We start from the raw sequence: 14,501 nt of genomic DNA, 5'->3' as shown, positions 1-14,501 counted from the left end.
GTTTATAGCTATTTAAACAAATGTTGTTTTATTTTAATATCATCATTAAGTAGCGGTATATTATTATTTATTGCATATTTCAAAAGTTCAGCAATTTGCTCAGGCTGATAAAGCGCTCGGACACTGCGTTTTTCTCTTAAATCAGAGATAATACTTTCTAAACTTTTTCCTTCTTTATTCCCAGATTGTTCTGCTTTCATCATATCCATTAAAGCAATAAATTCCCCTGTTCTTCCTAATCCAGCAAGGCAATGAACCGCTATATTTTCTTTTGTTGGGTTTATTTTTAATTTATCGCCAATAACATTAATTGTATTTTTTAATTTTGTCGCATCTATTCCTGTATGATCAGCCCAATCATAAATATGGACAAAGTTTATTATTCTCTTTTCATTACTGTTTTCTTTAGTCACTAAATTAGTATATGTTTTGCAATTTAAATATTTTTTATTTCCTGAAAATTCATTTTCTCCATTTTTATTTTCTACAACTTTAACTATTCCATTTTTATCTTTTATTTTAAACTTACTGAAATCCCACTTTTCAATGGGGCGAGAATTTATATTATCTAAATCCAAATCTTCTCTAAAATATTTAAAACCTTCTTTTTCAAAATCACTTTTATTATATTCACCACCCAGTTTTGAGAGATCTTTTTTGATATCATCATTCGATGCTAAAACATAAACTGTATCTATATTGTTATTAAATAACATATTGAAATAATGATTTAAACTCTCTTTACTATTCAAAGGATATTGGGATGCAATAGTTATATTAGAAGAATTATAAGAACTAACATTATTCGCTGGCAATGATACATCGCCTGATTTTATTAAAGTATCTGTACGATACGTTAATTCCTGACTATATCTAGAATTTTCAACCGATTGATAATCAGCGGAACTATATTTTAAATCATTTAAGTTATTAAATAACTGTTCAGCTTTTTCATTATACTTATCTGTACCAGTGCATTTTTTAACCGAAACTAAAAAATTATCTCTCACATTACGCAAATTTACTTCTTCATTAGAGTGAGAATAATTAAATTTTGGTATATCTGTATTATTAATTTGTCGTCTAGAACGTAAGCTATTATTTACTATTCGTGTTTTAGGTGACAAGTCAATAGGAAGACTATAAATCGTATTTGATAATTTATATATTGATGAACCTGCTGGTGGTTTAGGAAACAGTATTGGCTTAATTTCATTATGGCTATTTTTAATACTTATTATATTGTCCCGAGTACTATTTTTTACCTCTCCACTTGATCCTAATGAATTTGTAATAGGTACACTTATTGAATTAACTGGTGATAATATCATATCTATGCCCTTAAATATAAAACTGTATTATCTTATTAGAGAACGATTTGATATATAAAAAAAACACCTTTATAAAATTTATAAAAAACAAATTAAAATACCGATACAGTTTAATCACATATCGGCATTTAAGTTAAAAAGGTAAAATCACTATCTAATTTATAAAGTTAGCTTACATCGTAGAGAATGTATTCATAATTATCCCGCCAGAGATAATTAATGCCATTGAAAATATAGCGGGTAAGTCTGGTTTTTGTTTATATAGAATCATGGCAACTAAAGTCACCCCCACAATACCAAACCCACACCATAGTGAATACGCTACACCAACAGGAATATATCCCATTGCACGCGTTAAAGCGAAATAACAAATACAGTAAGCAGCAATCACTAAAACAGAAGGAGCTAATTTACTAAAGCCATTGGTCTTTTTGATCATCGACGTGCCGGTGATTTCAGAACCGATAGACAGCGCCAGCCATAAGAATCCGGTAAACATAATTGTTATCCTTATTTATTTTAACAAAACTCTTATTTATCAAAGATAAGTCTTATTAAAAATTAGATTTATTAAGAAATAGATTTATTTATTAACTGGCGATGCTGCCTGTTTAATATTAGGAGTTTCAGTTGTCTCTTCTTCCTCTTCTTCTGATCCCATTTTGGAGAAGAGATTCATAATCACAATACCACTGGCAATCACTGCCATACCTATTATTGCCGCAGTATCAGGATGTTGACCATAAAATAACATACCTAAAGAAGAAACTACTAAAATACCAGTACCAGACCACGTCGCATAAGCTAAACCAACTGGAATATTTTTTACTGCACGCGATAACGAGTAATAACAAATAACATAAAGAACAACAATTAAGCCTAATAATAATGTTTTAGTTGTACCTTCACTATTATCAAACATTTTTAAGGTAGAGGTTGCTGAGGTTTCTGAAATAATAACCGCCAGCATCCAAAGCCATGATTTAGCTTTTGGTGACATAATAAGACTCCTGAGTTATCAGATATAATTTAAGATTAATTTTTCAAACTTTTTAAATATTCAATAGCAGAATCCGTCAATTTATCTTTCGATAAATGATATTCTCCAGGTTTATTCATTACTTCATTTAAAGTAATATAGCGATTATTATTCTCTTGTTTAATTTCAGGTTTATATTCAGGTTTAGCTTGATGGTTAATATCATGGTTTATTAAATTAGCTTCAACATCATTTATAGGATGAAAAATAATACCCATTGATTTTAATCGACTAATATTTTCCTGAATAAGCAGGTTGTACTCTTTATTTTTATTTAAACCTAAAATCTCATTTAATTCACTTTCTGGTTGGCAAAAATAAGGTAATGCGATAACAGGAATATTTTGAGCGAGTGCAGAATGAATTAACTTCCCTTCTTCACTGATAAATAGCCCATTAATAATTTCACCCACCAGCTTTTTATCAAAATAAGGAACAAACAGTGCGTGATAAGTCGATAACTGCTGGCAATCGAACTCACTCGCGTTATGCATTTCTCCTAGATGACGCCATTTCGACAAATCATGACTGACTTGTGCCTGTGTTGTAACAAAAAGAGAAAATCGGATATGAGAAAACGTGTTGATACGCTGACAGATTTCATCTTGGTATCCCGGTGCAGGTGTAAGCGCTAACAACACTGACTTTTTCATTCTTTTTTCTATTTCAGCGACTATCCTTTCAATTAACTGATTGTCCATTACGTCACCTCATTGCCTTAGCTGACAATAAATACGCTATCGTTGTTACGAAGTCCTGCTGCATTCGCCTCATCAGTATCTATATGAAATTCCAAAGCAAATTTCTCACTGACTCGAACAACGACCTCATCAAAAATCAGGCTACGCTCGCCTTCTGTTTTGACATGCACTTTTTGACCATTAGTGACGTTTAACATTCTGGCGTCAATTTCACTCATATGAATATGGCGTTGAGCACAAATCACTTGCTCTTTTAATTCAACATGACCCGCAGGTCCCATTAAAACAGCATTGCCAGAACCGGCTAAATCACCCGATTCACGTACTGGCGCTTTTACACCTAATGCAAAACAGTCAGCTTTTGAAATTTCTAATTGGCTTTGGGGACGAACTGGCCCTAAAACACGAACTTTACTGATCGAGCCTTTAGATCCCACAACAATCACACACTCTTTTGCTGCAAACTGACCCGGTTGTTTAAGATCTTTAAACGGGGTGAGTTGATAACCTTTGCCAAATAAGACTTCAACATCTTGCTGTGAAAGATGCACATGACGATTAGAAATACCAACAGGGATAGCCATTCCTTGCGTCTCTCCCAACATTACGCCATGTGCGGGTAAGCGAGAGAGAATTTTTCCCATGAGTTGTTGATTAATCATTATTTTTTACCTTTGCGGCTTTCTGGTTTGATCTCTTTTTTACTGCTTTGAGCTTTATCTGTAGCGGCCTTAGTTTCAGAGGCAATCTTTTGAACCTGTAAATCTGCAACTGCTTTTGTAGCTTCAGGGTTTTCAACTTCGTTTTTAACAGGGGCTTCAACTCTTGTTTCAGCTATTTTTTCAGCAATTGTTTCAACGACTGTTTCAAGAGCAGTCTCTTGCGTTATTTCAGCAACGGCGGGCGCTTTTTTCTTACTTTTTACTGTCAGTAATTTAGTAATAACACTTAGCTCTGGTCTTGCGATCACCAATGATCCGATAACCAACTCTTTTTGGCTCACGACATCAACACCATGATCAATCGCTGTTTTAACAGCACTGATCTCACCTTGAAAACAGACTGATACTAACCCAGAACCCACTTTTCGGTACCCGATAATTTCCACGTTTGCTGCTTTACAAGCGGCATCAGCTGCCTGAATGGCTGCAGTCAACCCTCGTGTTTCAATCACACCTAAACTGTTCATCTTTCTCTCCTACTTAGTGGCGGACAAGACGGATATCGAAATCAAATTTCTTAAAGAAGGCTTCTAAGCTGTCAAGCTCTTCAGGCGTATAACTGGGATCAGTTTTCATTGGGTAAATCATTTCCAATTTTTCGTATTTATTACGTCCAAATTGGTGATAAGGGAGAATATCGATGCGCTGAAGATTACCGCGTTTTGAAAGTTCCATTGCGTAGTTAATCGCGCCAGTGATCGCATCATAAGAGTCGTTATAACCTCGCACTAAAGGCATACGGACAACCACATTTGCACCAAGATCCATTAAACGCTCTAGATTACGGCGGACATTCTCATTACCAATGCCAAACAACGCTTTATGCTGAGTGGTATCAATGTGTTTGATATCAATAAGAAATTGATCAACAACTTCCGCTAATTTTTCATAATTCGCCACATTAGTGGTTGCTTGTGTTTCCACGGCGGTATTGATCATCATCTTTTTACATTCTCGTAAAAGCGCAACCGCAAAATCAGTTTGTAAACTCATTTCACCGCCACCGATTGTGACACCACCTCCTGAAGAGATGTAAAAGTCATAATCTTGCATGATGATTTTCATTAACTCAGAAACGGAAACATCTTTTCCCATAATATCAAGCGCATCAGAGATACACACTTCTTCACATTTGCGACAACCAATACAATCAACAGCGCGATCAACACGATGAACTTGTTTACCACTTTCATTGGTTGTCATGTAATGCACACCCGCCGGACAAACATCAACGCATTTACCGCAATCTACACATTTGTCGCGAGAGTACATCACTTGAAATTCACTGCTAAGACCTTCTGGATTTGAACACCAAGGGCAGCGGATATTACAGCCTTTTAAAAAAACGAGAGTACGAATACCATCACCGTCATAAATAGAGTATTTCTGGATATTAAATATCCGACCTCTTGTTTCTGCCGCCGTCTCCATCTTTACGCCTCCAAATCTGCATCAAACATCCCTGTTCGATAAATTTAAATCTTGCCTTGTCGATTAAAAGGGATAGCCTGTGCCATCCCTATGGCTATGATTAGAATTTCTCAATCACAGTACGACTGATAATTTCATCCTGAACTTCTTTACATAATTCAACGAAGTAAGCACTGTAACCTGCAACGCGAACAATCAAATCGCGGTATTTTTCAGGCTCTAATTGCGCTTTTTTCAGTACTTCATTATCAACATAGCTAAATTGCATCTGGCCGTTACCCAGAATTGAAGCCGTTCTTAATAAGGTAATTAAACCTTGGCGTCCTTCATTGGTATCTAATAAACCTTTCAGGAATTTGAAGTTATGAACCATACCGATATTCATAGTTTCAACATTCATCTTACTGATTGATTTGATGATTGCTGTTGGACCATGTTTATCTGCGCCTTGTGTTGGGCTGATACCATCTGACAATGGTTTCCATGCAAAACGACCATTTGGAGTCGCTGCGGTTAACTCACCAATTGGTGTATTGTTAGAGATAGATAATGTGCCGTGGCTCAGAGTGGAGTAGAGCATTTTGTATTTACGACATTCACGCTCAGTCCATTCCGTAATATCTAACGCATATTGGTCAACAACATCGTCGTCGTTACCAAATTTCGGTGCATTTAAGCAGTCACGTAATAACTCATCATGACCTTCAAAGTTAGCTAATAGCGCATCACGAATTTGCTCTAAGGTGTATTTCTTATCTTCATAAACAAGTTTGCGAATAGCCGCCATTGAGTCCACATAAGTCGCTAAACCTGAGAAAATCAGACCTGGGCCATGGTTAACCATCGCACCACCCGCAGTGACGTCTTTACCTTGTTCCATACAGCCTTCAACCAGCAGAGACATTAATGGTTTCGGTGCAACATCGCGGTGAACACGTTGGCTGATCACCGTACCGATTGCCGATAAACGAACGATATGTGCCACTTGCTCTTTTACAGCGCGGTCGAAATCTTCATAAGTACGCAGGTCACGTAAATCGCCTGTATCTAAACCTTGATAGCTATCAAACAGCACCATACGACCACGGTTTAATACAAATTCAATTGCGATAGGCCATTGGGTATAACCTGTTGATGTCCACTGATAAATACGACCTGATTTTTGTGGCTCAACACAACCCATCAAGCAGTAGTCTCGTGCATCTTCAAAGTCGAAGCCTTTACGCAGCATCATCTTGATATGAGAATCATCGAAGTGACAGGCTGGGAACCCCATACCCGCTTTTACTACATCAACGATTTTTTCCATATATTGCTGTGGTGATTGGTTATGAATACGACATGCGAGTGATGGTTGATACACTTTCACAAAGCGTACCGCATCCATAATCAAATAAGTTAAATCGTTACATGCATCGCCACCAGAGCGTTTTTGTCCACCGATAGTTAAGTTGATAAATGGTTGATAACCTGCAAAATATTTCGCACCTAACTCACTCGACATCCACATTAATTCAGCACATTTGATGATAAAGGCTTGCATCATTTCCAGTGCTTGTTCACGCGTTAAACGCCCTGATTTGATATCGTTTTCATACATTGGGAAGCAGTATTGGTCTAAACGACCTAAAGAAAGACCTGTTTGGTTTTCTTCTACTTCAAACAATGACTCAACTGTCCAAATACTTTGCAATGCTTCTTGTAGCGTTTTTGGTGGGTTAGCGGGTACATTTTCGTTGACTTGAGCAATCGTCAGTAACTCTTCACGACGTTGTGGATCACGCTCTTTTGATGCTAATTCACGCGCATATTCTGCAATGCGATGTGCGTAAGCAATGACACCTTCACAACTTTCAATAGATGCTTTGTAGAAGTAGATACGGTCGATATCAGCAGGGTTTTCCATGCTTAATTCAGCCAGTTTGGCTTGCGCATCGGCTTTAATACCGTTCATACCTTTAGTGAAAAGCAGTACGTCATAACCAGGACAAGTATCGCCACCACCATTAATTTGGTGATAAGAAAGGTCACTGACAAAGGTTTCACCACTAAATTCCCACACACCCGCTTCACGATATTGTGCTTCGCAGATCTCATCTAAAGAACGACCTTCCCAGAATGGAACAATCTCTTCGCGAATAACTTTTTTGTCTTCTTCTGAAATTTGGAATGGATCTTGTGGACGTGTGCTCATGGTATCGAGTTCATCACGAACCCAGCGCCATGCGATATCAGGAGAGAAAGCACCAGCACGCGCTTTTCCACAAGGATGTCCCACAATCAGCTCTTCATCTTGAATTAAGATAGGTGCGGTTTCACATGCGCGACGGAAAGCTTTAGCGCGCAGTAAAATTGGTGGTAAACCCGGGTTATTACGAACAATTTCAGTAAATGCTAATGCTCTATAAATAGAGACACTTGGACGTGCTTCTAAATAGCGATTACGTAAGCGTTGTAAGCGAGGCGTTAAACCTTCCATTACTTTGAATTCGCCCGCATCAGCACTTGGTGTTGCAACAAAATTTGCAGAAGGTGCAGCGTATTGAGGTTGTGAATTCACACGGCCATTATATAAACGCACTTGCAGTGAGCTGTGTAAGGTTGACAGATTAGCGCGAGCTGATAACAGCATCTCTGACAGTTCGTTGATGCTGACTCGTGGATCGTTAATATCCACACCCTGTGTCATTGCATCAAACATTGGGTAACCATCAACTTCTTTGGTTGCGCGCACTTCTGAAAGCTCAGCTAATTTCAGCCATACGCTTTCAACAATTTCATAGGCTTGTGCTTGCGTTAAGCGACCTTGGTCAATATCACGTTGATAGAATGGATATAACGCTTTATCAAATCCCATTGGGTTGATTGCGTAACTACCATTTTCCAGATGTAAAATTAATTGCAGTAAATAGAATACTTGAACCGCTTCTTTAAAGGTTTCTGCTGGTTTTGCAGGGACTTTACGTAATACAGTCGCACTATCTAATAATTCAGCTTTACGGTATGGGTTACCTTCCATTGCTGCTAAATTCTCTGCTTTTGCAGACAGAATTTGTGCGAAATACAGTGCTGCATCACATGCATAAATAGCTGATTTACAGTAATTAGCTTCGTCCATACTGCTACGATTTACGGCACTACCAATACTTCTAATTCTGTCTTCAAGCTGTGCTTTAATTGCTAAGAAACCTTGGTTTACCACCAGCATATAATCAGGTGATGCAACGCTATTATTAATACTTAAGAAACGGTAGATAGAATCACTACGCACTTCTTCTTCAGTGTGAAAAATCGCACCGCGTGGTGTTGATGACTGGCTGCCGATAATCAGTTCATCTTGTGCAATATAACTTGGAAAATGGCGGATAAACTCATAAAAACGCTGTGCAGGTTTAATCGCTTGAGGAACACCTGCAATGCTGTTGTCTAATGAATCAAAAATTGTCGCACGCTCTGTACTGATTGAGCTATTACGTGAAACTAAACGTTCTGCCAGCATTTTTACGCGTGGCGTCAAAGAATATTTGGCCATGTGAGGCTCTCCTGATGTTCTTTACTTGACCTAATCGGTATTAATTCGGTTGAGCATTAACTGTGTGATACACCGGCAAATGCCTGACGATACAATGTTTCTAATTGGTGTGTGTTCACGTCACGCGGATTTGTCGGCGTACAGCTATCACGTAAAGCCTGTCCGACCATTTCCATTAAACGGGCATAAAAGTCCGCTTCACTGACACCGGTATCGCGAATACTCTTCGGCATACCCATTTCATCTTTCAATACATTAATGGCGACGATTAAACTGGTTACCCCTTCTCTTACGGTGCTAGCCGGAAGCCCTAAGCTTTGAGCAAGATAGGCGTAACGTTTTGCTGCTTCACTATTACAATCACCATGAAGGTTGGCGTTAAAGGCGACAACATGTGTCATCAATAACGCATTTGCACGACCGTGAGGAACGTGGAATACACCGCCTAATGCGTGGGCAAGACTGTGAGTAATACCCAGCGAAGCGTTAGTAAATGCCATGCCTGCAATACAAGATGCGTTATGCATTTTTTCGCGAGCCATTAAGTTGTCACCTTGATGGTGGCAATCAATAAGATGACCAAAGACTAACTTGACGGCTTTCTCTGCCATCGCATCAGAGAAATCAGATGCAGCTTTAGAAACATAAGCTTCTAGCGCATGACAAAGGACATCCATACCTGTATCAGCGGTAATGGCAGGTGGTACAGATTTCACCAACTCAGGATCGAGAATGGCGACATCAGGCAACATAAACTCATCAACCAAGACCAGTTTTTCACTGCGTGATTTGATCACTGAAAAAGAGGTCACTTCAGAGCCCGTGCCACTTGTGGTTGGGATCGCAATAAATTGTGGTTTTGTTCTGTTGCTCTCTTTACGGGTATGCCAGAGGGAGTACATAACGGCTTTCGCGGCATCGATAACAGACCCACCACCGAGTGCGATAACCAAGTCTGGATAGTTGGCATCCATCATTTTCATACCACTAACAATGGCTGAAATATCAGGATCAGATGCCACATCATCGTAGACTTGAAACTCGATACCTCGTTGCATTAACTTATCAGTGACTTTATTTGCAAAGCCAAACTTCACCATTGCTTTATCTGTCACCACAAATGCGCGGCGGGCAGTTAACCCAGAGAGAAAATCCAGTGCATTGGCGCCAAACTGAATTTTGGGTTTTATCAGAAACTCACTCATGTCGTTATTACTCCTTACTGTCCCGATAAACCTTCTCAACAATGGCAACCACTGACATCGCCTTGTAACGATCTTTGTTCAGTGCAAAGTATTCTTCAGCCAACACAACATCGTTGATACCTGCACCTACACTGTCCACTGCAACATACGTTTTGTTTTTCAGTGGTTTAAGCTCATCATCTAAAGTGGCTATCATTAATAAATTGCTACCTTTAAGTTCTGGGCTTTTTTGTGTCGCTACTACGTGTCCGATTACCTTTGCGAGGATCATGGTTTATATCGCCTTATATCAATGAGTTATTTACTCAGACGTCCGAGAACTTCCTTGATAATGCGTTCCACGTTTTCTTCGGTAATATCACCTTGTTCAATCACTTGCTGCGCACAAGCACTGACTGTCGTTGCATAAGGAGATGTACCAAAGCGATCGTCACCTTGAGTTTGACGTTGTGCAGTGGCACATTCAGCATGAACAGGGGTTAAAGAAGGTGAACGAAAACGGTCATCATCAAGAATGCTGGTCTGGTGATTTGCGCTAGAAACAGCACAAGCAGAAACAGCAACTTGAGCAGCTTCTTGTGCTAAAGGACAAGGTTGTTTCAACTCTTCAACGGTACGCACGCCATAACCTACTTTACGAATATTCAGTAGATTCATTGGGCCAACGTTGTCAGAGCTAGAGCCACCACCAACAGCACCGCAACCTAAAGTAAGTGCAGGAGTAATATTGGTTGTTGCTCCGATACCGCCTAATGCCGCAGGGGTATTAATCAGAATACGGTTAACGGGTTTTTCTAAAGAGAACTGACGAATAACATCTTCATTTTTAGTATGAATAACTAAGGTATGACCTAAACCTTCGTTAGTCAGTAATTGCACTACACGATCGCACGCTGATTTCCAATCTTCTTCGATATACATTCCTAAGATTGGGCATAGTTTTTCGCGTGAATACGGATTTTTTGGTGAAACAGTATCTTGTAATGCGATTAATACACGCGTATTTGCGGGTACGCTAAAGCCCGCACGTTGGCTTAAATAAATCGCATCTTTACCCACAACGGCTGGGTTAATCGTACCGTTAGCACGCAGTAACATTGAAGCCACTTTTGTTGCTTCTTCGTCATTCATAAAGTAAGCACCTTGCGCTAATAACTCGCGGTGAACTTCGTTATAAATGCAACGTTCTACGATAATGGATTGCTCTGATGCGCAGATAACTCCGTTATCGAATGTTTTACTGGTGATGATATCGCTCACTGCTTTTTTGATATCCGCACTACGTTCGATAAATGCAGGACCATTACCTGGGCCGCCACTGATGGTTGGCGTACCAGATGCATAAGCTGCACGCACCATACCTTCACCACCAGTCGCTAAAATCAATGACACATCTTTGCTGTGCATTAATTCTTTTGTCGCTTCCAGAGTCAGTAATGTCACACCATCAACAATACCTGCTGGCGCACCAGCTTCTAGCGCCGCTTTTTTAACAATTTCTAACGCACGGAAACTACACTGTTTTGCATTTGGATGTGGAGAGAAAATAATCGCATTACCCGCTTTCAGTGCAATTAGGGTTTTATAGATAATGGTTGATGTTGGGTTAGTTGAAGGGACTAACGCCGTGATAACACCTAAAGGCACGCCAACATCCATGACTTTTTTCACTTTATCGTCATTGATAATGCCAACGGTCTTCATGTCTTTCATATGTTCATACACACGCAATGACGCGAAGGTATTCTTCAGCACTTTGTCTTCCCACTTACCAAAGCCTGTTTCTTCGTTCGCCATTTTCGCCAACTCTTCTGCATGACGAGCGGCTTCAAATGCAATGTGTTTTACAATACTGTCGATTTTTTCCTGCGAAAACTTAGCATAAACAAGTTGTGCATTTTTCGCGTTACGAACTAGCTCACGAGCCAGTTGTCTGGATTGCAAATCTTTATCTAATGCAACCATGTCTTCCCCCATACAGGAGTTAAAAAATTTAGCTGAATAACTTATTTCTTTGCTTTACAGCACGCCTGAGTAATCAGGCTTTGTGCTGTTGTGCGATTTTCTCGATATCGTTATGCGGTCTTGCAATAACACGAGAAGTCACGACGGTGCCGATACGTTTCGCCGCTTCAACACCTGACTCAACCGCTGCATTGACTGCACCGACATCGCCTTTCACCATCGCTGTCACTAAACCTGAACCGACGTTTTCATAACCAATCAGTTCAACATTGGCTGCTTTACACATTGCATCAGCAGCTTCAATGCAAGCGACAAGACCTTTGGTTTCAACTAGACCTAGTGCTTCTTTCATATTTATTTCCTTCGTTATTCAGTCACTTTGTACTGGGCAACGATTTTTTGAATATCGTTATGTGGACGAGCGATGACTAATGAAGTCACAACCGTACCAACACGTTGAGCAGCTTCTAAGCCAGATTCCACAGCGGCTTTAACGGCACCTACATCACCTTTCACCATTGCAGTTACTAAACCTGAACCCACATTTTCGTAGCCGATTAACTCAACATTTGCCGCTTTACACATCGCATCAGCTGCTTCAATACAAGCAACCAGCCCTTGAGTTTCAATAAGTCCTAATGCATCACCCATACGTTCTCCTAAGGCAGAAACTATGCCTTGTGTTTGATAACAATCTTGTTGATGTCATTGTGAGGACGAGCAATCACGAGCGATGTAACAACTTCACCCACGCGTTGTGCTGACTCCACACCTGAATCCACTGCAGCTTTCACTGCGCCTACGTCGCCTTTCACCATCGCAGTCACGAGACCTGAACCCACATTTTCATAGCCAATAAGTTCAACGTTCGCGGCTTTACACATAGCGTCAGCGGCTTCAATACATGCCACCAGACCTTTGGTTTCGATCAGACCTAATGCATCACCCATTTTCATTTCCTCCGAGAAGCCGTTTAACGGTTTACGTTTGCCCATTGTGTCTGCGTGGTGATTTTTTAAACGCAGACGTTGGTTTCAAAATCACTATAACGCGCAAAAAAGAAAACAAAATATAAATCCATGATATGAACACATATAGAATTTAACTCTGCTATTTAGCGTTATTTATGCCTCTATTTATCTTTTCATACTGTTAATTTCATTTTTTCATCGTTATAAAATTATTGAATTTCATAAAAAATAGATTAAAAAACAGGCAAATTAACTTTGTTAGAAGGATGTTGAAAAGGTGCAAAAAGCCAGTACATATCGACGGGAAAGATGTGCGGAATATCACTGATATTTGAACGTGAGATCAATAATTGAAAAAGGCTAAATAGAGTCTATATACAAATCGTGCTATTTTTTTGTTGATAACGTATTTATCAAAATTAAACCTTTACTACGGTGTATAAAAAATAAAGATGGGTACTCTTTACTATAAATGTCATGTAGACAATCGGTTCAAATTAAGGAATAAGCAAAAGAGCTAAAATCAGGAATGTGTGAGAAAAGAAGATTAATTAAGGGGATGGGATATATTGAGTTTTAGATAAACAAAAAGGCGGCTATATAGAGGCCACCTTGCAAAAATAAGATCAGATAATCAGGGCAATTAATCGAATTTACTACCCGGCTTTAAGGTACAAATATAGAGTGGTGAATTGAGCGAACTTAAAAGTAATGTTTTCTCATTTAGCTTCTGTGCATTAATAAATAACCCATCATGACTGTCTGACATTTCACGCATAAAATAGTCAAAAATCACATCAGGTGATTCATCAATTGATGATGCACTAGCATCCCATTGGCTAACAAAATAGTGACGTTCAGTCGGTGAAACACGCTTAGTTGTATAATCAAATTTCACATAGCGTTGTAAATACAACCACCCTGCTTTTGAGGTGGTATAACCTTCAACGACAATTGACCCTTTACCATTGGCACCAAATGAAAAATGAATATTACCATTTACATTTTCATCTTCCATATTTTCAAAACGCATAATGCCTTTGGTTGAGCAAACCATGACACCTTCATTTTTAATGGTTAATAATCTTGTTGCGGCATAAGTGGCGACCAAGATAAAAATCAGGGCCGATAAAAAACATAAAAGTTTCCCTGAGATTTTCATTAGTATTTCCAAGAATAGTAAAAGTAATTATCGCAATAACTAAATGGGTTATCTTCGTTCTTTGCACAATGTGCTAAAAATACCCGCCCTAATCCATTTGTTTGTAATTTATCACCATAAAAGAAAACAAATCGCTCGCCTTTTACACACTGTAAATTAAGCTTCTTTCTTACCGCATCAAAATTGCGAACATAATTATCACTTACTGCAGAATTAATCATGGCTTCATTAGAAAGTAATTCACAATCATTGTGTGTTAATGGTGTTAGTGAAATTGGCTTTGATTGATGTTGGTTAAAAAAGATGATCACCGCAAGAAATATTGTACCTAATAAAAAACCAATGCTGGCTAAATACCAGCAAATTTCAGGTTTCTGTGTTTTTTGGGGCGCTTCTTCTTGCGTAGACTCTAAAGGTATTTGAGTTTGCGTTAAAGATAAAG

At 38.9% G+C, this 14,501-nt stretch carries 15 protein-coding genes and 1 pseudogene; all 16 read right to left on the bottom strand.

Annotation, left to right across the window (positions count from 1 at the left end; translation table 11 throughout):
- Positions 1-8: 8 nt before the first annotated feature.
- Positions 9-1,331, bottom strand: a complete 1,323-nt coding sequence (locus tag JEP36_RS16090) for a protein-tyrosine phosphatase family protein (RefSeq protein ID WP_198630466.1) — start codon at positions 1,329-1,331, stop codon at positions 9-11.
- A 172-nt stretch (positions 1,332-1,503) separates the two neighbouring features.
- Positions 1,504-1,830, bottom strand: a complete 327-nt coding sequence (locus JEP36_RS16085) for a DMT family transporter (protein ID WP_004245856.1) — start codon at positions 1,828-1,830, stop codon at positions 1,504-1,506.
- An 84-nt stretch (positions 1,831-1,914) separates the two neighbouring features.
- Positions 1,915-2,331, bottom strand: a complete 417-nt coding sequence (locus tag JEP36_RS16080; RefSeq protein ID WP_198620591.1) for a DMT family transporter — start codon at positions 2,329-2,331, stop codon at positions 1,915-1,917.
- Positions 2,332-2,366: 35 nt separating this feature from the next.
- Positions 2,367-3,071 (bottom strand): hypothetical protein, encoded by a 705-nt coding sequence (locus JEP36_RS16075; RefSeq protein WP_198620592.1) that lies wholly within the window; start codon positions 3,069-3,071, stop codon positions 2,367-2,369.
- A 17-nt stretch (positions 3,072-3,088) separates the two neighbouring features.
- Entirely contained in the window at positions 3,089-3,733 is a 645-nt protein-coding gene (locus JEP36_RS16070) for a phosphate propanoyltransferase (protein WP_198630465.1), read from the bottom strand.
- Positions 3,733-4,260: a BMC domain-containing protein gene (locus tag JEP36_RS16065; RefSeq protein ID WP_198626485.1), complete on the bottom strand. Its 528-nt coding sequence runs from the start codon at positions 4,258-4,260 to the stop codon at positions 3,733-3,735. The genes JEP36_RS16070 and JEP36_RS16065 overlap by 1 nt, the downstream gene beginning before the upstream one ends.
- 13 nt (positions 4,261-4,273) lie before the next feature.
- Entirely contained in the window at positions 4,274-5,224 is a 951-nt protein-coding gene (gene cutD, locus JEP36_RS16060) for a choline TMA-lyase-activating enzyme (RefSeq protein ID WP_198620595.1), read from the bottom strand.
- A gap of 100 nt (positions 5,225-5,324) precedes the next feature.
- Positions 5,325-8,756, bottom strand: a complete 3,432-nt coding sequence (gene cutC / locus JEP36_RS16055; RefSeq protein ID WP_198630464.1) for a choline trimethylamine-lyase — start codon at positions 8,754-8,756, stop codon at positions 5,325-5,327.
- A 56-nt stretch (positions 8,757-8,812) separates the two neighbouring features.
- Positions 8,813-9,961 (bottom strand): 1-propanol dehydrogenase PduQ, encoded by a 1,149-nt coding sequence (locus tag JEP36_RS16050; protein ID WP_198620597.1) that lies wholly within the window; start codon positions 9,959-9,961, stop codon positions 8,813-8,815.
- 7 nt (positions 9,962-9,968) lie between these two features.
- Positions 9,969-10,232 (bottom strand): EutN/CcmL family microcompartment protein, encoded by a 264-nt coding sequence (locus JEP36_RS16045; protein WP_064721253.1) that lies wholly within the window; start codon positions 10,230-10,232, stop codon positions 9,969-9,971.
- 26 nt (positions 10,233-10,258) lie between these two features.
- Positions 10,259-11,926, bottom strand: coding sequence for an acetaldehyde dehydrogenase (acetylating) (locus JEP36_RS16040; protein WP_198630463.1), 1,668 nt, complete (start codon positions 11,924-11,926; stop codon positions 10,259-10,261).
- A 73-nt stretch (positions 11,927-11,999) separates the two neighbouring features.
- The gene (locus JEP36_RS16035; RefSeq protein WP_006536328.1) at positions 12,000-12,278 is read right to left on the bottom strand and encodes a BMC domain-containing protein; all 279 of its coding nucleotides are present in this window, start codon (positions 12,276-12,278) and stop codon (positions 12,000-12,002) included.
- 14 nt (positions 12,279-12,292) lie between these two features.
- Positions 12,293-12,577 (bottom strand): BMC domain-containing protein, encoded by a 285-nt coding sequence (locus tag JEP36_RS16030; protein WP_006536329.1) that lies wholly within the window; start codon positions 12,575-12,577, stop codon positions 12,293-12,295.
- Positions 12,578-12,597: 20 nt separating this feature from the next.
- Complete coding sequence (locus JEP36_RS16025; RefSeq protein ID WP_004249182.1) at positions 12,598-12,876, bottom strand: BMC domain-containing protein; 279 nt, start codon at positions 12,874-12,876, stop codon at positions 12,598-12,600.
- Positions 12,877-13,540: 664 nt separating this feature from the next.
- A complete protein-coding gene (locus JEP36_RS16020; protein WP_006536331.1) occupies positions 13,541-14,059 on the bottom strand; it encodes a FidL-like protein in 519 nt (172 codons plus the stop codon).
- Positions 14,059-14,501, bottom strand: a pseudogene (locus JEP36_RS16015) (winged helix family transcriptional regulator); the annotation flags it as partial. The gene JEP36_RS16020 and the pseudogene JEP36_RS16015, both read right to left, overlap by 1 nt.

Source organism: Proteus sp. PR00208 (assembly GCF_016238545.1).
Lineage (GTDB): Bacteria > Pseudomonadota > Gammaproteobacteria > Enterobacterales > Enterobacteriaceae > Proteus.
This window is presented reverse-complemented; position numbering and strand designations above follow the sequence as displayed.